The organism is Ancylomarina euxina, assembly GCF_003863355.1.
GTDB lineage: Bacteria > Bacteroidota > Bacteroidia > Bacteroidales > Marinifilaceae > Ancylomarina > Ancylomarina euxinus.
This window is the reverse complement of record NZ_QQWG01000002.1, coordinates 85,578-108,094: the sequence shown is the minus strand read 5'-3', so window position 1 is coordinate 108,094 and position 22,517 is coordinate 85,578. Positions and strand designations below refer to the sequence as shown.

General features: G+C 37.1%; 17 protein-coding genes. 9 read left to right on the top strand and 8 right to left on the bottom strand.

Annotated elements, in window-relative coordinates; all coding sequences use genetic code 11:
* Positions 1 to 38 precede the first annotated feature (38 nt).
* Positions 39 to 677, bottom strand: a complete 639-nt coding sequence (locus DWB61_RS02690; protein ID WP_148095933.1) for a hypothetical protein — start codon at positions 675 to 677, stop codon at positions 39 to 41.
* Positions 678 to 776: 99 nt separating this feature from the next.
* Positions 777 to 1,268 (bottom strand): hypothetical protein, encoded by a 492-nt coding sequence (locus DWB61_RS02685; RefSeq protein ID WP_125029352.1) that lies wholly within the window; start codon positions 1,266 to 1,268, stop codon positions 777 to 779.
* 505 nt (positions 1,269 to 1,773) lie between these two features.
* On the opposite strand from DWB61_RS02685, the gene DWB61_RS02680 reads away from it, so the two are divergent.
* Positions 1,774 to 2,439 carry a hypothetical protein gene (locus DWB61_RS02680; RefSeq protein ID WP_125029351.1) on the top strand — a complete coding sequence of 222 codons (666 nt, stop codon included), beginning with the start codon at positions 1,774 to 1,776 and terminating at the stop codon, positions 2,437 to 2,439.
* Positions 2,440 to 3,017: 578 nt separating this feature from the next.
* Here DWB61_RS02680 and DWB61_RS02675 read toward each other — a convergent pair.
* From DWB61_RS02675 to DWB61_RS02660, 4 genes are all read right to left on the bottom strand, one after another.
* Positions 3,018 to 3,425 carry an endonuclease domain-containing protein gene (locus DWB61_RS02675; protein ID WP_125029350.1) on the bottom strand — a complete coding sequence of 136 codons (408 nt, stop codon included), beginning with the start codon at positions 3,423 to 3,425 and terminating at the stop codon, positions 3,018 to 3,020.
* A 423-nt stretch (positions 3,426 to 3,848) separates the two neighbouring features.
* Complete coding sequence (locus tag DWB61_RS02670) at positions 3,849 to 4,583, bottom strand: hypothetical protein (RefSeq protein ID WP_125029349.1); 735 nt, start codon at positions 4,581 to 4,583, stop codon at positions 3,849 to 3,851.
* Between the two features lie 42 nt (positions 4,584 to 4,625).
* The gene (locus tag DWB61_RS02665) at positions 4,626 to 5,339 is read right to left on the bottom strand and encodes a hypothetical protein (RefSeq protein ID WP_125029348.1); all 714 of its coding nucleotides are present in this window, start codon (positions 5,337 to 5,339) and stop codon (positions 4,626 to 4,628) included.
* Positions 5,340 to 5,842: 503 nt separating this feature from the next.
* Entirely contained in the window at positions 5,843 to 6,295 is a 453-nt protein-coding gene (locus tag DWB61_RS02660; protein WP_125029347.1) for an FKBP-type peptidyl-prolyl cis-trans isomerase, read from the bottom strand.
* A 479-nt stretch (positions 6,296 to 6,774) separates the two neighbouring features.
* On the opposite strand from DWB61_RS02660, the gene DWB61_RS02655 reads away from it, so the two are divergent.
* From DWB61_RS02655 to DWB61_RS02635, 5 genes are all read left to right on the top strand, one after another.
* Positions 6,775 to 7,161, top strand: coding sequence for a BlaI/MecI/CopY family transcriptional regulator (locus DWB61_RS02655; protein WP_125029346.1), 387 nt, complete (start codon positions 6,775 to 6,777; stop codon positions 7,159 to 7,161).
* Positions 7,162 to 7,165: 4 nt separating this feature from the next.
* Complete coding sequence (locus DWB61_RS02650) at positions 7,166 to 8,749, top strand: M56 family metallopeptidase (RefSeq protein WP_125029345.1); 1,584 nt, start codon at positions 7,166 to 7,168, stop codon at positions 8,747 to 8,749.
* A 148-nt stretch (positions 8,750 to 8,897) separates the two neighbouring features.
* Positions 8,898 to 9,914 (top strand): TolB family protein, encoded by a 1,017-nt coding sequence (locus DWB61_RS02645; protein ID WP_158614351.1) that lies wholly within the window; start codon positions 8,898 to 8,900, stop codon positions 9,912 to 9,914.
* 145 nt (positions 9,915 to 10,059) lie between these two features.
* Complete coding sequence (locus DWB61_RS02640) at positions 10,060 to 10,602, top strand: RNA polymerase sigma factor (protein ID WP_125029343.1); 543 nt, start codon at positions 10,060 to 10,062, stop codon at positions 10,600 to 10,602.
* Positions 10,592 to 11,131, top strand: coding sequence for a hypothetical protein (locus DWB61_RS02635; protein ID WP_125029342.1), 540 nt, complete (start codon positions 10,592 to 10,594; stop codon positions 11,129 to 11,131). Before DWB61_RS02640 ends, DWB61_RS02635 begins: the two co-directional genes overlap by 11 nt.
* An 84-nt stretch (positions 11,132 to 11,215) precedes the next feature.
* Here the strand turns inward: DWB61_RS02635 and yccS are convergent, their stop codons facing one another.
* Entirely contained in the window at positions 11,216 to 13,321 is a 2,106-nt protein-coding gene (yccS, locus tag DWB61_RS02630; RefSeq protein ID WP_158614350.1) for a YccS family putative transporter, read from the bottom strand.
* A 305-nt stretch (positions 13,322 to 13,626) separates the two neighbouring features.
* Complete coding sequence (locus DWB61_RS02625) at positions 13,627 to 16,410, bottom strand: helix-turn-helix and ligand-binding sensor domain-containing protein (RefSeq protein ID WP_158614349.1); 2,784 nt, start codon at positions 16,408 to 16,410, stop codon at positions 13,627 to 13,629.
* 536 nt (positions 16,411 to 16,946) lie between these two features.
* On the opposite strand from DWB61_RS02625, the gene DWB61_RS02620 reads away from it, so the two are divergent.
* The 3 genes from DWB61_RS02620 to DWB61_RS02610 all read left to right on the top strand — a co-directional run bounded on the left by DWB61_RS02620 (position 16,947) and on the right by DWB61_RS02610 (position 22,486).
* Positions 16,947 to 17,807 carry a hypothetical protein gene (locus tag DWB61_RS02620; protein ID WP_125029339.1) on the top strand — a complete coding sequence of 287 codons (861 nt, stop codon included), beginning with the start codon at positions 16,947 to 16,949 and terminating at the stop codon, positions 17,805 to 17,807.
* A gap of 178 nt (positions 17,808 to 17,985) precedes the next feature.
* Positions 17,986 to 20,955: a SusC/RagA family TonB-linked outer membrane protein gene (locus DWB61_RS02615; RefSeq protein WP_125029338.1), complete on the top strand. Its 2,970-nt coding sequence runs from the start codon at positions 17,986 to 17,988 to the stop codon at positions 20,953 to 20,955.
* 58 nt (positions 20,956 to 21,013) lie between these two features.
* Positions 21,014 to 22,486: a RagB/SusD family nutrient uptake outer membrane protein gene (locus DWB61_RS02610; RefSeq protein WP_125029337.1), complete on the top strand. Its 1,473-nt coding sequence runs from the start codon at positions 21,014 to 21,016 to the stop codon at positions 22,484 to 22,486.
* Positions 22,487 to 22,517: the final 31 nt, after the last annotated feature.

Here is a 22,517-nt window from a genome sequence, read left to right as displayed (position 1 = left end):
TTATTCATAGATGATAGACTGAAACAAAGAGTTCATTCTTAATTCAATTCAGCCTCACCTACCATTTCCTTTCCTCTCTCAATATAAGACATCAATCCATCCATATTGATATTCGGCATTGATTCAGGATCACAGAAATCATCCCTAAAACCAAGCAACTCACCAATGCCTGCTTCATTAAATAACTCCTGAATTTTGGGGTACTTATCAGCTTCTATAATTGTACTCAGTCTATCGATATGCCAGTATTTAATATCATTTTTTTCCAGCCCAGTAATCTCTTTTAGCTTATCACCTTCGGGCGTACAGCTATGTGTAATAAACAAAAAGGTACGAAACACCAACTCGTCGCCGACTAAATGTGTTAAGAAATAACCAACCCTTATTTCTTGAACCGTTACAGGTAAAAGCAAATAGTTTTTATAGAATACAAATTCAGTTATCGCACAGGTATTCATCCAAAACTCAAAATTAATTGCCGATGGACCTAAAACATCCAAACGTTCCTGAAAGCGATTTAGAGCATGAGACTGAACAAATAAATCGATCTTCGACTCAGTACCTCGATAAAAGTCGCCAAGCAGGTCTGTTGAAATTGAAAGATTCTTAACTCCACCATTTCCATAAGGAACTCGCAAACTAAAGACAGGGCGATATTTATCCTTAATCAGCATCATTTTACTCTTCGCTGGGAAGTTCGATATTAGAGGAGAATCTAGGCGGGCAAGCTGATTGATATCTTGTTTAAGAAAACAATTGTCGTAAGAATAATACTTTTACCTTGGGTTACCTAAAGCTATAATAGCCTTCAAATAAGCGCTATGCAAAAATCGCATAATATCCTTACTTTCATCATCCAAATCGATATCAATATTAAACTGCTCTTTTAAGAATAACTGACGCTCCTCGTTTTGAATAATTCGTTCTCTCACATAAACAAAGGCGTAAAGACAACTATAGGCATTCGTTGATATCGTATTTTCACCTAATAGAACTAAAGGTTTCCGTAAATAATGCTGAATATGATCGTTGATTTCTTGCAAATCCTTTGATGCGATATTAAAACCAAACTTAGCCCGTGGACGTATAACCTGTATTGTATACAGAAATATTCGCTGTAATTCTGAATGCTTTAATAAATGAAAATGCTTGTCTTGCCCTATTTCCTTCAAAGCCCCACAAAATAAAACTTTAAAGCGATTCATAGCCTGTTTATTGCTATTCTGCTTTTGCGGCAACTTCTTTTTCTTAATCCTTTTTCGACTCATTGCATTCGAATTTTTAGAGTTTCAAACCAGAAATAGTGTACTTATCAAAAAATTAACTTTACATTTCAAAACAACAGCCTTAAGTTATAAATTATTGGCAAACCTGCTTTACATAGCTTTTATTTTTTTTGTTTTATTATTTTTTTTAAAAAAAATATAGGCTTCAAAATAACTCACACCTAATACTGTCATAATATTTAAAACCCCAATTAAATATAGAGATGCAGCTATATATCGAAAATTAAAATCTTGTTAAAACAACCAGACACGAGCTAACAATCAGAGAGATACAGCACGTAATCATGATTTACCCTTTGGAGAATAAAGAAATAATTCCTAATTTCATATTTGATCATAAAAAATGAAAAAGAAATTACAAACACCTATAAACTGATAAAATAAAAGAGAAAACAAGTGATAGTACCCAAGTGCTAACTGAATAATTCCAATCAGTTTTTCTAAAGTTCGCAAGGCGAACGATTATTAACCATAAAACTATAGAGCAATGGCAAAAATGCTAAGTATTCGCATGTCGAGTGAATCAATTTTAAGCAATGCAAAAAGACATCAACGCTTGTGCAAGCAAGTGGTAGGCGCCGAAAATTTGGCTGCGGCTATACAGTCATTTATCGACAATTTGATAGAGAAGTGCGCGATAAGCCATACTGCACTTGAAGACAAAGGCACGGCTTACGACAATGTGGTGCTAAAAGACACCATACTCGACGATGTGGTTCGCGATATTTCGGACGCTGCCAAGCAATACGATCGTAATAATGTGGGCCGTGGCATTTACACCACCCTATTTCCTGATGGCAAAACCACATCAATTACCAATGTGTCGCTTAGCAAAGAGCCTGACGAAGCAGACAAACTACTATTGCGTTTCGACAAGTTTGAAGAAGGCAACAGCTTGCTAGCTTACAAAGCGCCCTTAACAGCGGCTATTGCCGAAGCACGAACTGTAATTGCAGCCTACAATACGGCTAAAATCAACGAAAAAATGGCTTTAGAGGTTGAAGCATCAGCTAAAGATGATGTGATTAGACAATATGAGTTTAACTACTTAGATGCCGCCAAACTATTTGGTAAGAAATATGCCAACCGCCTGTTTCCTAAAACACCAAAGTCTAAAAAAGAAGAGCTTCCTGAAGAAGTTATAACAGAATAGCAGAATTCTTACTGACAAATGCTGACTAAACTTGGGTGTAGTCAGCATTTAAGGCATTAAATCGGTTCTACATTTGCGTGTAGCGACCTTTTCAGCATTAAAAGCAGACGACCTCGCGGGGTAGTCTGCTTTTTATGCCTTAATTCACCTTTACACTACGGGCTAATTGTGAATTAATGCCTTAGTAGCGCATTACACGCAAATTTTGTGTGCTACTAAGGCCTTAAAAGCACGCGTAAGCAAAATTACGCGCACTTTTCACCCTTGGTGCTATCGTAAGCGTTTTTTAATGAGAAAACCCAAGCTTGAATTAAGTATTGAGCTACAATCCTCTACCCCTAAATGGACTTCGTTGAGTTCCGCTTCGCAACCCCTAAATCCCCTAAAGAGGACTTTCACAAACAATACCTATAAGCCCCTTTAGGGGTTTGGGGTTAATACATTACGCACTTTTTAGCCTTGGTGCAGCATTCCCCAGCTTTTTAATGAGAAAACCCAAGCTTGAATTAAGTATTGAGCTACAATCCTCTACCCCTAAATGGACTTCGTTGAGTTCCGCTTCGCTACCCCTAAATCCCCTAAAGGGAACTTGCCATCTCCAATTTACGGTGATTACACATTATATTAATTGTATTAAGAACTTCATCTATTTCCTTTTCAATTTTATCATTGGTAAAACGGATTATTTTTATCCCCCAATGGCTTATTTCTGCTTCTCTTCCAATATCATACTCTTTTTGCTCAGGGGATAGATGTACTCCCCCATCAAGCTCAATAACCAATTTTAATGAGTGACAATAAAAGTCAGCAATAAAAATATCAATTGGATGCTGTGCCCTAAAACGTAAACCTTGAACTTGTTTGTTTTTTAATAACTCCCAAAGCTTTAGTTCTGCAAAAGTCATATTTTTTCTAAGAGCTTTTGCTTTCTCAAAAATATCAGGCTTTGCATTATAAAACATAGATACTTGATCACTAATGGCCATAATTCCATATTTAAATTACTATCTCAATTCCCAACTAAATGTACTAAAAAAGACTAACAGAAGCCCCTTTAGGGGTTTGGGGTTAATACGTTACGCACGTCTAGGCCTTAAATGCTATCGTAAGCGTTTTTTAATGAGAAAACCCAAGCTTGAATTAAGTATTGAGCTACAATCCTCTACCCCTAAATGGACTTCGTTGAGTTCCGCTTCGCAACCCCTAAATCCCCTAAAGGGGACTTTCACAAACAATACCTATAAGCCCCTTTAGGGGTTTGGGGTTAATACGTTACGCACGTCTAGGCCTTAAATGCTATCGTAAGCGTTTTTTTAATGAGAAAACCCAAGCTTGGGAGGGCTTGGGTTTTGTATTGTTTTTATTTCTGCCTGCGCATAGTAGGAACTACGAGCTCGCATTAGCGCGAGTTATTCTACAACCTCAGCCTCCTCAATTACTCCTTCAACTTCCTTGTAATAATCCTCTAATTCATCAAGTAGCCTAACAATCTCTACTTTCTCAGAAACAATACTAGGAACACAGCTCACGTTCTCCCTCATATTTTCGAATGTGAAATCAGTATCTTCAAAACTTCCTATGAATACATCTTTAAATTCAATTGCTGCATTTAAATAATATATTAAGCTTTTACATGATCCCAATATTGCTTTCTCCCTCTCTGCTAATGAGTATTCTTTAACACATTCCGTCCACCATCCCAATCGTCCAGCCATATTTGAAAGATCTTTATCATCTCTAATTGCAAACAACCGCGCACTCTCTCCTTTAACACGATGATATTTTCGATTCAATTCATCTAGAGTATCCCTTATCTCCTTTTTTTCTTTCTTAAATGATTTTTCAAAATCATACTTGATTAGTTTTTTGCTTAATAGAATATTTGATAATGTAACAAGTACTACCAGAACTGTCACGATGATTGCTATAGCATAAAGTGTAAATTCAAACTTATCATCTTGGGCAGTAATTAGCCTCTCATAAACCGTAATCAAATCAGGCTGAATTGTATCGTAAACATGAGTTACAATTGTATCCTGCAAATGAATAATTCTGGTTTCTGTTATATTAACTATCGTGTGTACACTGTCAACTATAGTAACAGTTGTATCTCTGACAACCGTATCTTTAAGTTCTTCTATCATCTAATTTTATATTATTAGTTTTGGATATTATTGATGAATTTTTCAAAGTATTCCTTTCACTAAGTCAAATCCTCCACTTACAACTTGCTTAATGGCTTCATCTTTAGCTGCAATGATTAGGGACTTTAAAAATTCAATTCCTTTTTTACGGACAAGTGCAAAAAATCTGCTAAGTCTTTTAACTGTAGCTTGCTTGGTGAGGTTTGGAAGTTCTTCCTTGATTGCTGTTGCTTCAATAATTAAATCCTCATGAATAGTTTCATGATTACTTAAAGCAACAATTGCTGAATCAAGAAATTCCGCAAGCATTAATTGCTTCCCAACTTCATAAGGCTTATCGTTTGCGTCATCTTCAGTTAGTTTGAAACTATCGTAATACTCATCTTCATAAGCCTTTAATATTTTATCCTCAGAAGAGATTTGGATATTATTGTATTGTGTTATTAAGCTTATCCATCCATCTAAGTTCCTTAATATTTGTTCGGAAAAAAGAGCGTGTTCTTTAGAATCCAGGTTTATGTTATTAGCAGGGGTCTGTTTTATCTGAAAAACAACCCTGTTATTGGGAAATTCAGGCTCAAAAATTTCAAATGAAAAATTAGATGAAGGATCTAGATCTTCCATAACAATTTTAAAGTCTTGATCTTTTACGATCCTAATGATAGATGAGTAGTTTTTAACTCTACCTCTAATTTGTGTAAAAATTGACTGTATATTTTGTACAAATGCTAATGGATGTTCTTTTGGGTTAATCATTTCATTTTTTTGATTAAATAAATTCGTAATTATTTTGTTTCAACGTTTCCCCACTCCCAGCAGCTTAATTAAATTAATGATAACAATATTACTACAATCGCAAGTTAAACGCAAACATAATATGCCTTAACAGTTATCTTCAAGCAGAAAAATAAAGAACCATTTACACCACCCCACCGAACAAGTTCGGCACCCCTCCTCAAAAATAAGGAGGGGAAACTGTTAGTTTTTTTTTAAATCAAAAGGTTTTGTTCGGGCTTTGTCAGTCTGCCGTGAGGCGTGCTACCGTTTTAGCCACAAAGAGCAAACAAGGATCAGACTGACTTGATTTTTTGCATACTTTTTTATCGAAGAAAAAAGTATGAGCCCAGCGGCTTGAGCGAAAAGGAAAAGAGCCTCTCTATCTCCCTTGTCCTTCGACTCCGCTCAGGAACCATAGCGAGAATACAGCACAAAAAAAAGGAGCCCTTTCAGGTTCCTTTCTGTATTTTATTTGAAGCTGCTTACTTCTTTACTTCTATTAAATGAATATCGAAAAGCAAGACAGAACCACCTGGTATGCCTCTTGTATCGTAAGGGCCATAGCCCAAGTGCGAAGGAACTAAAAGCATGCCTTTTCCGCCCTCTTTAAAATAAGTGATACCTTCGGTCCATCCTTTTATCACTCTTTTCAGTGGAAACGAAATACCTCTCTCACTACTCTCGTCGAAAACCTCTCCATTTAAATAAGAGCCTCTATAAGCCACCTGCACAGTTGAAGCACTTGTAGGTTTCACGCCCTCTCCTGCCTCATCAACGGTATAATATAAACCCGACTCACACTTTGTTGCCTCCAAATTATTGGCTTTTATATAATCGGTAATTTGTTTCTCATTTATAGTCGAGAAATCTTTCTCAGGCCCACTCGAGCAAGAAACTAAAAAGGCACAGATGATGGCTAATAAGCTATACTTCATTTTTATCCGTTTTTATTGAAAAACAAATATAGTAAAATGTGGGCATGTTGGCTACTGTCCGCTAGCTCGTGCTCTGCGTATGCAGTCAACAAAAAACTATCGACTAGTCATACCCTGACATTTAACCCCGATAATTCGGGGTGCTTACAGTCAGAGCATGACGCTTAATGAACTTCATTCGGTTTCGATTCGATACTTTTCTCCACCCCTAAAGGGGAATTTTAAAACTTCTAGCCGTAAGCCCCTTTAGGGGTTTGGGGTAATCAGACATAAGCATTAAACGATTTGCACTTACAAAAAAACCAATCACAAAAACAAGATCAAAAGCCTACAAACGTGACACTTAGCGGCCTTAAAACAATCACCATACTATAGATGTAGTAATTATTACTACATTTATAGTATTAATTACTATAAATATAGTACGAATTAAAAATAAACGATTACATTTGGAGTATAAATTAATAATCAAGAACTCTATGGACTTAAAATCATTGACAAAAGCAGAAGAACAAATCATGCAAATTATCTGGAAATTGCGCGAAGCTATTGTTAAGGATATACTTGCAGAATTTGAAGGAACGAAACCTGCCTATACGACTATTGCAACCGTTTTAATCGTATTGGAGAAAAAAGGTTTTGTTTCGCATCGTAAAATTGGAAACTCCAAGCTATTTACGCCTGTAATAAGCAAAGCTGAGTATACCAAATTCCAGTTTACCTCTTTATTGGGAAACTACTTTGGCGGATCGTTCCCTAAAATGGCTAGCTTTTTTGCCAAAGAAAACGATATGGACATTTCCGACTTAGAAAAAGTGTTGAAAGAAGCAGAGAAGGAAATGAAGAAAGATCAAGCGAAAAATTAGAAAGATGGAAGTATTATTAGAAATATTAATTCGCGCTTCAATCGGTATAGCTCTATTCTATGCGCTGTACTGGATGCTTTTAAGACAATCGACTCATTTTAATGCTAATCGTCTTTTTCTACTGATAAGCCTACTCATTTCAGTCGTACTAGCAGTGGTTCCCATTCAATATCAAGTATTGATACCAACTCCTTCATCACCTGTTTTGAATGATTACAATGGTATTTTTAATCGTGATATTGCAAACACAACAAACGATGTTCAAGATTCAAATGGCATTGGTTTATATGGTACTTTGCTCTTTATTTATAGCATTGGGGCTGCTGTTGTATTGCTACGCTTACTGGTACAATGCAGAAAACCGATACTGATTATTTCCAAATCGAAACCTAAAAAAATTCACGATTGTTTGATACACGAAAACAAGGTATTCAAATCACCCTTTTCGTTTTTCAATCGCATATTAATCAACCCTGAATATTTTAAGCAGGACGAACTATATGATATCTTAACTCATGAAAAAGTGCACATTCAGGAGCGTCATTGGATCGATCTGTTCATTATAGAGCTGTTAACAGTGTTTTTCTGGTTCAATCCATTTATATGGTTCTTTGAACGAGCAATTAAACAAAACCATGAATACCTGGCCGACGAAGGTGTAATTTCCCGGGGCCACTCACCTGTCAGGTATCAGGCATTATTAATTAACCGGCTAATGGGGACAGAAGTAATTGGTTTGGCCAATCACTTTAATTCGTCTCTCGGCCTAACCCGATTTAAGATGATGACAAAAGAAAAGACAGCGAAACGTAAATTGTTTCGAATGATATGGGGAATACCAGTATTGGCAATTCTATTAATGGCTTTCGCTAAGCCAGAGTATAAAACGACTACTAACAAATCTACAGTTGAAACTAAGTCCGAAATTATTAATAAGAGTAAATCCATAAAGGTAACGGGAACAGTAAAAGACAATAAGGGAAACCCAATGACCGGAGCATCAGTTATTCTTCAAGGTACTACAACCGGAACTGTTGTTGATCGTGATGGAACTTATGAAATTGAACTTCCTAAAGAAGGTGAGTGTGGCTTGATCGTTTCTTTCGTTGGTTATGAAACGGTTGCCAATACGCTAATAGTAGAACCATCTGCAAGTACTGAATGGGAACATAGTTTCACCATGGAACGTGAAGTCATATCAATTGATTCAAAAGATCTAATGAATGCTGGAGATGTTCCACCACCACCACCCGCTCCTGAATTTGAAAAAAACTCAGACAAGCCCGTTTTTTTTATTGTTGAGGATATGCCAGAATACAAGCAAGGCTTTTACGGCTTATCGCAGTATGTAAAAAAACAAAAAAGTAAGCTACAGAATAAATTTGGTAACAAGCTAAATGGTAAAGCAACCGTTGGGTTTACTGTTGATGCAACTGGTAAAGTCACCAACATTCAAATTCTTGACAAAAGCAATGATATCGCTGCAAAGGCTGCTACAAAAATTGCAAGTGGAATGGAAAATTGGAAACCAGGCTCGCAACGAGGAAAGACTGTTCCTGTTGATTTTGCAATGGAATTGGAATTCTAAAAGGAGTTCGATACAAGACTAACAAATAAGTGCTGTTACTACTTAAAAAAGAGGGAACAGCACTTATTTATTTAAGATGACGTCAGAACTTTTATTAAATTTAGCCTTAAAGTCAAACCACTATGCACGACAAAAAGCTATAACCGATATGAAAAAGACCCTACTCATTTTAAGTTTGCTAGCACTATGCAATTCCCTATTCGCACAAAGCAAAACCGAAACCTTCCCTGTTTTAAAAGGCCAATATATGGGACAAAAGCTGCCTGGATTAAGCCCTGAGCTTTTCGCACCAAACATTATATCCAATGGCTTGGCAAACCGAGATGTAGCCATATCTCCTGATGGGAAAGAGATGTATTTCACCCTGCACACAGCTAAGTTTGAATATGCCATAATCGTTTGTTCCAAACTGGTAAACGGCCGTTGGACACGTCCCGAAATTGTGCCCTTCGCAACTGACTCTCGTTATAAATATTTGGAACCCGCTTTAAGCTACGATGGTCAGAAACTGTTTTTCGTATCTGATAGACCTATGGATGGAAGCAATGAACCCGTAGCCGAAGATATTTGGGTAGTTGACAGAAAAAACGACAGCTGGGGAGAACCCTATAATATAGGTGCACCTGTCAATTTCGAAGGCGGGGATTTTTTCCCATCACTCACAAAAGATGGTACGCTTTACTTCACCAGAAACGAGCTGGAAGGACGAATTAGCAATATATACCGATCACGCCTTGTGGATGGCAAGTATAGCAGCCCTGAGAAATTACCAGCACAGATTAATTGTGGTACGACTCGTTTTAATGCCTATGTTTCTCCCGACGAAAGCTTTGTGGTTGTACCGGCTGTGGGTGTCGAAAAAGATTACAGAGGTGTGCACTACTATATTGTTTTTAGAAACGAAGATGATACCTGGCAGGAACCTCTTGCATTGAGCTCTGAAATTAATACGCCTATGGGAACTGGCTGGTCATTCTATATGTCTCCTGATATGAAGTATATCTTCTATATGGCAACAAAGCCATTAGCTAAGGAAAATCATCCAGAAACTTTAAGTGTGGACTTTCTACATAGATTCTCCGAAATGCCTCAAAATGGAAATTCAGATATTTACTGGGTGGATGCTAAGATTATTGAGAACTTAAGACCTCAGACTAAAGAATAGTTATCTCAAATCTATTTTAGACAACAAAACATCTCTTGCACAAAAACAAGAGATGTTTTTTTTATGGCTTAAAATGTATGAATCATTTTTTTTGAGAAAAAGTAAACTAATAATGTAACTATCTTTATTTCCCCTTACTAAATAGATGAGAACAAAAACTTATACATTGAAAAAAGAAGAGCATTTTAATCAGATACTATCGGAAAATAGTGAACGGATACAGAGGATATGCCGCTACTACAATTCGAATACCGAGGATCAGAAAGACATGTACCAGGAGGTGTTGGTGAATATTTGGAAGAGTCTGGATAATTTCCGGGGCGACTCGGCTATCAGCACCTGGGTTTATCGGGTTGCAGTAAACACATCATTAAGTTTCACGGGCAAGACCTTTAAGCAAATGAAACTGATAGTCAACACCGATACGCAAAACCTGAGTTCTATTCTGGATGACGAAAGCCTGGAAACAAAGCATAAAGAAGAAGCCCAATTCAATCAGCTTCAGAATGAACTGAATCAACTATCGGTAATCGACAAAGCCTTAATTTCACTAATGCTTGAGGGTCTATCAATGAAAGAAATTGGAGATGTCATCGGCATAACTGAACCAAACGTAAAGGTCAAAATCCATAGAATTAAAGCACAGCTCAAAACCAAACTGACAGGAGGAGTTACATATGAATTTTAAAAGAAAAAACGATAATATAAATCTCGATCAGTTAGTTGGGAAACTTCAAAAAGAGGATAACAGATACGCCAACATATGTAAAGGTCTTAAGGTCGTATACTGGGTATTAATTCCAATTTATTCTTTAATAGCAATTGATACTTATATAGATACTAAAGAACTAATCGATCTTTTTGCAGGACTTCTGTTTGTTGGCTCATTTCTAATATTTGCAATCATCATGGGCGACTTTCAAAAAGAATACAATTCGGTTGATTATTCTCTACCAACTCTAAACATGCTAAAAAAAGCCTTTGACAGATACAAGCCATTCCGTCCTAAAGCCTTGTGGGCAGTTGCCGCTTTCTTTTTAATGGATGCAGGCTTTTATCTTAGTTCAAGTTTCAAAGATCGTGTTGTAGACAAACAAATCTATGTGCTTGCTATCTTTTTAGCATCGGTAATTGTAGGACTCATTATTTGGTACTTTAAATACAAACCTCTCTACGATAACTCAAAAAGGTTGATTGCCGAAATTGAAGGGGAATAGTTCAAAAAGGAAAATCTAATACAGATGCCCTCTCGTAATGGAAGGGCATTCTTGTTTTTCAAGTTTACAAAATCAGTCTCAAGCTTAAGTTTCTTTGGCGATAAGGCTTGCTTCTCGTAGCAACTGCTCGCTCACCTCTGCAATATTGTAGATTAAAACGAGTTTTTGACGTTCGACTCCTTTTTCGCAGGAGTTAAGCAAGGTCGACAATTCATCCAGAAAACTGTGCAAACCAATGGATGGATCGCAAGGTTCATTTTCGTGCAAGGCTGATACCGCTTGAGCCAAAACCTTTTCAATTTGCAAAAACATCTCCTGCTGTTCTTTACTGATATACTTATCTGTATTTTTATGAGCCCCTAAAGCAGATAGGTAAGACAAAAGAGCATGATTAAGATAGGTTAAGGAGAAAGCATGTTTCTGGAATTTCTGTTGATTCTTAGGTTCCAACTTCATACTCTTCCAAGCCAAAACTAAAGCATTATCAGCTAAATGCGCCTTATGCCTGGCTATGCGATAATTCAAATCATCAGTTTGGTGCTCCTGATATTCCGACAGAATAGAACTAAAATAGATTTTATTCCTCTCCAAAGCAACTGTCAACAAGCCAGGTAGGCGTTTCTGTTGCCAATCAGGCCATAAAAAACGAACCGCTGCAATGGCCAATACGGCACCAATGATGGTATCCATAATACGAGGCCCCAAAATAATCAGGCCTTTACCCGCAGTCACATTAAAAGCTGCGATAACAAAGATGGTCACAAAGACCACCGAGACCGCATAGTTTTTACGCAACCAAACGAAAAAAGCATAGGTCGCAACAAGCATCAATAGGGTTTGTCCCGCCATAGTTGGTAATAGCTGAACAATAAACACCCCAGCAAGTACACCCGTTAAAGTTCCTAATACTCTCTGGAATAATCGTCTGCGAGTTTCACTATAACTGGGCTGACATACAAATAAACTGGTCAGCAAAATCCATTCTCCCTTTTCAATATTTAAAACTAACATCAGCACATAGCCAATTAAAAAGCAAGCACTCAGGCGAATGGCATAGCGTAAACGAGGATGATTCCAATTCAATTGTTCGGTAAAACGTTCCCAAAGCGATCGGTGATCTCTGTCAACACGTGGCAACAAGCCCGTTTCAACATTAAAATTCAAATTCTGCAGAGAAACATGTGACTGAGTCAGGTTTTTCAATAATAGAGATAAGTTATTCGTCTCATGTTTGGATAGCTGTCTTTTGATTTGATCATTTAAGGCTGAAATAGTCCATTTTAGTGCAACCGGATGCTGATAACTAGTCCCCGTCAGCATGCTTTTCGAAAGTTGATGACAGGCTTGCGATAGTTGCAAAAGAAGCTGCCCTAATCCTTCTAGCATTTCATGATTATCGGTGTCCTTGCTCAATAAATCGTAGCGCTCGTGACTCGAAGCTGCTCTTTCGTGAAGACTCTGCAACAACAGAAACTGATGCAAGTATGGGCGAAGTAAAGTCTGATCATCCAGAGCGTCAGCATAGGAATTCAATACATTTTTACAACGCTCAAGGGAGTTAACCACTTGTATATTCTGAAGAGATAATCGGTTAATCAATTTTTCCTGAGCCTCTGCTTCGCTAGGGAAAAGTTCCGATTTCTTTTTCATGTATAAGGATAAATCCTCAAATCCCTGAGCCAACTGTTCCTCCAACAAACGCCAGGGACGATAGGCTAGCAATGATAAAGAAAGGATACCATAGCATAAGGCTCCCGCAGGCAACAATAGAGGTTGCCAATACCACTGAGGACTATGATCTGCTCCCAACATGGTGTAAATGGCCACCAATAAGGCTCCAAATGTAACGCCTCTATATCGTTCTCCAAGTCCGCCCAATATGATAAAAGTGAGTGTAGAGCCCACTAATCCCACACCAAATAGAATTGGGAAAGGACGTAATAATTCGACAGATGCACTTGATATGCCAAAGCTGATTAGAGTGAGAATTAAAGCTTTTATCCTCCCTTTAGGATGGTCATCCGTTTCAGATAAAGCTCCAGCCAAGGCTCCCAAGGCTAGTGTTACACCAATAAATGAAAGGTTTAAGGATACAAAAGGAATCAATAAAACAGACAAGGCAATAGCTGCCTTTAAAGCAAACAATCGATTCGGATAACGCCAAAACGTACTCACCCAAAACTCTTGCAATCCCTTAATTTTAAATCTCCTTTTACTCTCGACACCCATTTGCAGACAATTAAATCTTAATTAGGCTTCAAAGGTAACAGAACAAATCGAATTCATTGGAAGCTGGAATTAGATTTATCCCAATGAAACTGAGAAGAAAAGACAGATTTCTATTTGAAAAATAAGACAATTCGATCCAGTGTAATATGTTTGTTTGCATAACTTCATCGTTATACATTCTATTATATCCACCTAGTTCACTAAACGGATCTAATTAAGAGAAATATTCTATGGATCTTTATTGGAAACAGGCGACAAAGATTATACTACTCCGCATTCATAGCCATTAGAAAAGTTACCAGATTTTCTTCATGTTCCATATTCAATTTCTTACGAAGGCGATAGCGTTTTACCTCAACACTACGAGGTGAGATATTTAAAAGCGAAGCAATCTCCTTGGTCGTCATATTCATTTTTAAGAAGGCACAAAAACGAAGGTCGTTGGGTGTTAATTCTGGGAATGATTTTCGGAGATTTAAAAGAAAGCTTTCATTGGCTTTATCAAAGTTTTCATTAAAAATGGCCCATTGATCCTGACTATTTATTCCAGCATGAATAAGCTTATTAAGATCAGCCAATCGTTTCTTAGCAGCAGCAGCAACAACATACTTTTCTAATTTCTCCAATTGCTCCTTTAATTGAATGAGTAATTCATTTTTCTTAGTCACCATCATCGTATAATTAGCAATCTCTTTCGATTTACTCTCAATTTCGGTACGTAAGTGGTCATTCTTCAGCTTTATAATTTGTTCTTCATTCTCGGCCTGTAGTTTTAAGTAATACCTCTTTTTCTGTTTATCGAGCTTACTGTGGTAGATCACTCGAAACAAACCAATCAAAACAAACAAAATAACTAAATAACATAGTTTAGCCAGTTTAGAAAGGTACCAGGGAGGAAGAATAGTAAACTGATATTCAGTAATGGATGATAAGTTACCGTAACTATCAGTCGCTCGTACATTAAATGTATAGTCGCCATGAGGCAATTTGGAATAATGCATTTGATTTCGTTCAACAGGCTCGGACCAAAACGAATCATAGCCATCAAGCTTCCACTGATATTTCATGGCACCAAAACGATAGACAGGTAATGCAAACTCAAAACTTAAATTATTATTTGAATTATTAATTTCTAAAGGGTTTTCCAGATTCAAATCAACTTGCTGTCTTGAATTTTGCGAATTACAGCTGATTTTCTGAAGGATAACCCGATGATCATCCAATGATGCTGAGGTTTCACTCCCCTGATCAGTGAAAATAGAAAAGCCATCATCCAGACAAATAAGAAATTGATTGTCGCCTAAATTCACAATATTTTCATAGCCATCAAGTGTATTTCCTCTGAGAAGTTGAAATGAAAGGGCATCTATCCGCTTCAGCTTCCCCTGTTCCATTTCGACTTTGGCACATTTACCTTTGTTAAAAAACCAGTAGTTTTGCCTGTCGATAGATAATATTTTATGGGCTTTCTGGAAACTTTTAAGTTCATGGTTCAGTTTCTGATAGGGTGCTAGTATTTCTTTATTATAATCATAGGAAAAAAGCTGCTTACCTGTTGAAAACACGACTTGTTGATCGAATTTAAAAACATTAACATTTAGATCCTCAGTTAAGCCTTCTTTACTCCCATAATAATCCATATTCAAGACAGAACTATAATCTGAATTCAGCTGCAATTTATACAAACCTTTATAAGCATGGCTCGCCCATAAATTACCTTTAAAGTCGAATTCCAGAAACTCAGTGGGCTCGTGATAACCATATATCATATGAGACATGAACCAATTCCCATGCTCCTTTTTGTAAATCACCAAACCAATATAAGTCCCTTGAATTAAGATATCGGGTTGATTGGGAACCGACTTCAAAGACCAGCCCCCTGAAACGTCCGATATCTTTTGAGTCCCTAGATCTGAAATAATAAAAGTACCACTATTATGACCACAAAATAAAACGTCATCAACAAGCTTCAACTCCCAAACCTGTCCTTGAGTATTCTCTACTAGAGAGAAATCCCCAAGCAACCTAAAGTGATTTACATCCCAATCAGCACAAAACAAGCCATGATTAGTTCCCAGATACAACTTATCTTGAAAAACTGCGGAACTATATACAGTCCCTAGTTCACCACTCCTATCCTGAAAATAACGAAAGGTAGAATTCAGATTAATAAAATCAATACCATTATCCAAACTTAACCAAAGGTTCTTATGCTGATCGACTTGAATTCCAAGAATGGTATTATTCTGTAATCCACTTCCCTTCGTTAAATGGCTATAAATTTCACCATTTCTATCCAATACTAAAAGTCCTTGAGTAATGGTTCCCAAAATGAAATAGGAATGACCGCCTACCTCTACAGAAGCAGCCTTATTAAGCTGAGAACTCTTTATAATACCATCAGCATCATTCTTCCATGAGCTTAACTTATCATTATTATAAAGGTATAAACCTCCCGATTCTGTGCCCACCAACAACTCTTCATCTGAATACGGCATAAGCACGTTAATTGTTTGTGGAGCCAATTGATCAGAACCCTTTAACAAAAACAAAGAATCATTCTCAAGTTCATACAAACCCATTTGTTGTATACTAACCAGCAAACGGTCCTTAATCTTAAAAAGTGTAAATACATTAGCCGGGGTCTCAATCTCTTTAATCTCTGTACCATCATAAGAAAAAATGCCAGCAAAAGATTGAAAATATACCCGATCGTTTAAAACACAAATCTTCCAAATATCCTGGTTTCTTATTGATTCATCCGATACCAAATGAACAAGAGAAAAATATTCAAACTGCCCCTTTGAATTCCGTTCCCAATAACCAAATTCTTCATGAGCGCCCACATAAACTCTCCCAAGCGAATCCACAGCTACCGAACGAGCTATTTGCTTACCTGGAAGGGAGAAAAGCTTCCATGAGGCACCATCATACTCAATTAAACCATCTGAGTTTGCAAAATACATGATCCCATTATTTGCCTGACACACATCCCAATTCTGATTTGCCCCTTGGTAATCCAGTTTATGATAATTTTTAACGAAAGGCACTAACAAGCTCTCTTGATCAATCTTATTGGTCAGACAAAAACCAGAAAAATAAAAAAATATAAAAATGAAATTTAAAATAAAGAAACGAATCGTCATATCTCAAAATACTATGTATGCAATAAAAGCGATTTAAAATTTATGATAAGAATAGCACGATTAGTATTGGGTAGTTACAGAAATCTTATCTCCGAAAATAAAAAATAAGAATATCTAAAAATTCACTACTGCAAGTAAGAAAGTGATATCATATAGATGTCAAATATAGGTCGAAAAGCTTTGCAATCACAAAAAAGAACTACAACATTACCACAACATTGTAAAAAAACACAAAAAAAAATAAAGAAAAACAAACAGCCCAACACCTTGTTAGAATGTATGTTAAACACCACAACACTGAAATAAAAACCTTGTACAGTCTAAGTAGTAGTCTATTCTTTTTTTTTAACCGTTTGCACCCCAATATTTGTATCCGAGAAATAGCTTTAAAGTTAGAAGCAAACGTTTTAAATAATACCTAAACCTAATAGCCCACACTCATGAAAAAAAAACAGATTTACCTCAAACTAGTCAATACTCTTTTAATAGCTGCAAGCATAATTGCAACATCTTGTTCTTCGAATGAAGACAATAATGAGTTTGAAAATGGTACATTAAAACTCAATCCAAGCGTTTCATTAGATGTTACAGAAGCAGGACAAACAAAAGCGATCACTTTGTTAGGTTATAATACCGATGATTTCGAAGTCAGACTGAGAAGAACGACAGCAGATTACAACAGTTCTCACAGACTGGGAGACGTTACAGACAATGGTATTTCATTACCCGCAGCCAGTGACTATGCTGTAGAGGTTAGTTCAAACTATCTGGGCGTAGATGATGGGAACGGAGGAATCAGATGGGGAGGAGCCAATTGGGACACCTATTATTATATTGGAGCTTATAGTCCTTTCACGATATCAGAAGGACAAACAACAAACCTAGAGTTCTCGGTTATTCAAAATACCATTTTAATAGACCTTGATTTTACAAGTATCAAAACAAATATGCCTGCCGGATACGATAAAATAGAAGCAAAAGTAGAAGCAGGTAATGATGCTAACAGATATCTGGTATACACTTCAGAAGAAACCCGCACAGGGCATTTTATTGCTCCCTTAACTTTTGTTGATGCAACAACAGCAACCGATTATGGCAAGGTGAATTATAAAATCACCATAAAATTCACTGATACAAACAATGTAAACCCTGAAAAAACACAAGAATTCTGGACTGAAGAATTTACGGCTAACCATAAATACAAATTATCAATTAAAAGCAGTGCTAAAGCAGGTTTAAATATAACTGTCATTGATCAACCGATAGGTGACCCTATATTTTTTGATTTTTACATCAATTAAAAGCTAAATCAGAAGACCGATAAAGAAAAAAGGATACTTTGCAATTAAATATCCGATCATTAAATAACAATAACCTGATGAAACAAGCCATTACCGAAATGAAATCTGAAAGGATAACAGACTGGATGGCCACTTCTTTCCAATAATTACCGGGAGGATAAATTAAAAACACAAACTCATGAAAAGATTTTTTTTGATTCTATTAGCAACATTGCTTTGTAATGTTCTTTGGGCACAAGACTTTACCGTAACCGGGAAAGTAAGTTCCCGGGAAGATATAGCAGGCATTCCAGGTGTGAGTGTCACTATAAAAGGCACAACTCATGGAACAACAACAGATATAAACGGAAATTACTCCATAAATACAAACCCAGCATCGATACTGGTTTTCAGTTTTGTTGGGATGACGACGCAAGAAGTTGCCGTAAACAATCAAAATCCGATCAATGTCACACTTCTGTCTTCAACAACAGGCTTAGATGAAGTTGTCGTGGTAGGTTATGGCGTACAAACCAAAAGTGATATTACCGGTTCTATCGTTGGAGTTAAAGGTGATCAACTAAAAAATTCAAGCTCTTTATCACCCATGCAATCGATACAGGGAAAACTTGCTGGTGTTCAGATTGTAAATTCAAGTGCACCGGGTTCGGCACCAACAATACGAATCAGAGGTGCAGGTACTATGAAAGGTGGAGCTGATCCTCTTTATGTCGTTGATGGGATCATCACAGGAGATGTACGTAATATCAATCAAGCCGATATTGTATCTGTGGATATCCTTAAGGATGCTTCATCAGCATCAATTTATGGAGTTCGAGGTGCTAATGGTGTCATCATCATTACAACCAAATCAGGTACCAAAGGAAAAATGGAGGTAAACCTAAGTTCAAAAGTTGGAGTACATTCCATCATCAATGATGTAAAGATGGCTAATAGTAAGTTATTTGCTGATTATTCAAATGAAGCTGCTGCTTACGACAATCAGGAAGCACCATACGATCTGTCGAAAATCAAATACAATACAGATTGGATGGATGCCATCACAAGACAAAGCTTTACTCAAGAACACAACCTTTCCATTAACGGTGGAAGTGATAAAAACACATACTTCTTTTCTTTGGGTTATATGGAGGATCAGGGAATCCTTAAAAATAATGATTACAGCAGGTTATCGATAAGATTAAACAACACCTACAAGTTGAGTGATAAGGTAAAAGTTGGAAATAATTTAAGTCTCTCAAGATACAAATCGAACAATGCACCTTACTCCGCTTTTACGGATGCTTACCGTCAATCGCCTACCGTTCCTGTTCACGATGAAGATGGCAAGTATGGTTTTAGCATTAGAAACAATGTCGGAAACCCTGTAGCTAGTCTTGATTACACCAACAGTGAAGCTTGGGGAACCCGTATTCAGGGATCTGTGTTTGCTGAATTAAAACCTTTAAAGAGATTGACTTTCAAAACAACAATTAGTGTTGATGCTTCTTATTCAAAAGACAGATCTTACACGCCTGTTTATGAAGTATCATCTAATCAAAAAAGTGAAAATTCCAGTCTGTCAACTGGTCGAGGAGAATATGCCACTTGGATCTGGGATAATATTTTGAGCTACTCGTTTAAATTTAATGAAAAACACGACTTTAAATTGATGGCAGGAACAACTGCTGAAAAAACTGAAACAAGCTGGTTAGGTGGTTCAAGACAAAATATACCTGAACAATCACAATACTGGTACCTGGATGCGGGTGATATTAAGACGGCTACAAATGGTAATGGTGGCGACATCTTCAGTAGAAATTCATACCTGGGACGTTTAAATTATGCTTTCGATAACAAGTATTTACTAACGGCTACCCTTCGTAGAGATGGATCTTCTAAAATATCTCCTGATGAACGTTGGGGTACATTTCCTTCGGTAGGTTTAGGCTGGAGAATATCTGAAGAATCATTTATGCAAGATATTCAATGGCTTGATAATTTAAAATTAAGAACCAGTTGGGGTAAATTAGGAAATGATAATATCCCATCGGGTGCTTTTATTGTGAACATGTATAATGCTGATTATGTATTTGGCGATACACAAACCTATACAGCAGGACGAAATGTTGATAGCATCAAAGACCTGGGCTTAAAGTGGGAAGTGACAAGCGAATATGATTTAGGATTAGAATTTTCTTTCTTAAACAACAAAATAACTGGTGAAATTGACTATTACAACAAGCTGACTACCGATGCTTTAATTGATGCGCCTATTGACGTTATATTTGGAAAAGGTGCCATCCTTACAAACAAAGCTGACATTCGTAACCAAGGCTTTGAAATAGCAGTGAATTGGAGGGAAGAGATCAATAGCGACCTCAACTTCACAGTAGGAGTCAATCTTACACATAATAAGAATAGTCTTGAAAATATTGCTGGTGGACTTCCTATCACATCAGGAGATTTAGGTAACGGACAAGTGACAACACGAACTGAAGAAGGTGAAGAACTGGGTAGTTTCTGGGTATACAAAACCGATGGTATTTTCCAGTCACAGGCCGAGATTGATGCTTATACCAATGAAAATGGAGAGAAGATTCAAGCTGACGCTAAACCGGGTGATTTCAGATTAAAAGACACCAATGGTGATGGCCAACTGAATGACGAAGACCGTGAATACATGGGATCATACCAACCTAAATTCTATTACGGGTTTAATGCGGGAGTGAATTATAAAAACTTCGATTTCCAAATTGATTTCTATGGCAATGCTGGTAATAAAATTTACAATGGTAAAAAAGCACAACGCTGGGGTAATGAGAATATTGAGGCTTCATTAGCTGGCAGATGGACAGTAAATAATCCGTCGAATACCATTCCTAGAGCATCAAATAATGTGCCTGTTGCATCTTCATACTATGTTGAATCAGGTTCTTATCTTAAAATCAACAATATTACTTTGGGTTATTCACTACCTAGAACATGGTTAAATACGGTTGGCCTAGAAAAAGTAAGATGCTATATGACGGCTGTGAACCCTGTTATTTGGCAAGATTATAGCGGTTATACACCAGAATTACCAGGTGGGACTCTAAATTCAGGTATTGAGTTAAATGCCTACCCAACTGCAGCAACTTACCTTTTGGGTGTAAACATTACATTCTAGTTATAGAAAACGCTGCATTTTAAGCATGCCTTTTATCAATAGTAAAAACTTAGAAAAAATGAATAAACGTATCTTAAATATATTGATTCCTGGACTACTTATTTCCAGTGGATTCCTTCACACATCCTGCCAGGACGATTTCCTTGAAATTGACTCTCAGGTGAACCAGACACCTGAAGATTATTTCTCAGCATCGGATAATGCTGCTTCAGAATTGGCCACTTCTGTATATAGCAATCTTCAAAGCTGGGATGAACATGTATTTCCATGGATTGGAGTTTCCAGCATCACCTCTGACGATGCAGATAAAGGTAGTGACCCGGGAGATACCGGAACAGACAAACATGAATTGGACAATTTCACCTTTAGTGCCAGCAGTATTTCCTTTGACGGTATTTGGGCTGCCAATTACAGTGGAATCATGTCTGCCAATAAAGCGCTCGATGTCGTTGCAAAAATGGATGATAGTAATGACTCCAAAAAGCGAATTGAAGGAGAAGTTAAATTTCTACGTGCTTATTTCTACTGGAATTTAGTAAGATGCTTTGGAGGTGTTCCAAAAATTGACAAAGTTCCGGACCCTCTGAATGCAGATGACTTAACGAATGCGAGAACCAGAGCAACAAAAGAAGCCATTTACGAGTTGATTATCGCAGATCTTCAATTTGGAATTGAGAACTTAAAAGAGAGAAGTCAAATGAATTCGGCTGACTTAGGACGTGCAACTAAGGGAGCTGCCAAGACATTTCTGGCTAAAGTTTATATGTATCAGAAAAATTGGAAGGAAGCTCTACGTCTAAGTAATGAAGTTATTCTTTCAAATGAATATGCTTTAACAAATGATTACGCTATGATTTGGAGAGAAGCAGGCGAGAATAATCAGGAGTCAATTTTTGAAGTTCAAGCAAAGGGAGAAAAACCTCATAAAGGTATTGGTGGTTATTCTGAAGTACAAGGCGTAAGAGGTCAATTAGGATGGGGATTTAACTCTCCATCTGAAGACCTTGAGAACAGCTATGAAGCCGGTGACCCTCGTAAAGATGCCACGATTATTTACCCAGGTGAAACTTTGTGGGATGGAGTCGTGATTAATAATGAGACCCCTAATCCACGCTACAACGAAAAAGCTTACTTCAGTAAGACTAAAGAAACCTACGATGGAAACGCATGGGAATCAAATAAAAACATCCGAATTTTCCGTTATGCCGAAGTGCTTTTAATTAATGCAGAGGCAGCCAATGAACTAGGCCAGAATGGCACAGCATTAACGTCTCTAAATGAAGTCAGATCAAGAGTTGGTTTAGACAATGCAACAGCCGATAACTTAAAAGCAAAAATTTGGCACGAGAGAAGAGTCGAATTAGCTATGGAGCATGATCGTTTCTTCGATTTAGTACGTCAAGGCCGAGCAGGAGAAGTATTACGCGCACATGGGAAAAACTTTGTTGATGGGAAACATGAAGTTTTCCCAATTCCACAACGTCAAATTGAATTGAGTGAAGGCAAATTGATCCAGAACTCAGGTTATTAATTTAAACAAATTGGAGGCTATAGGAATTCTC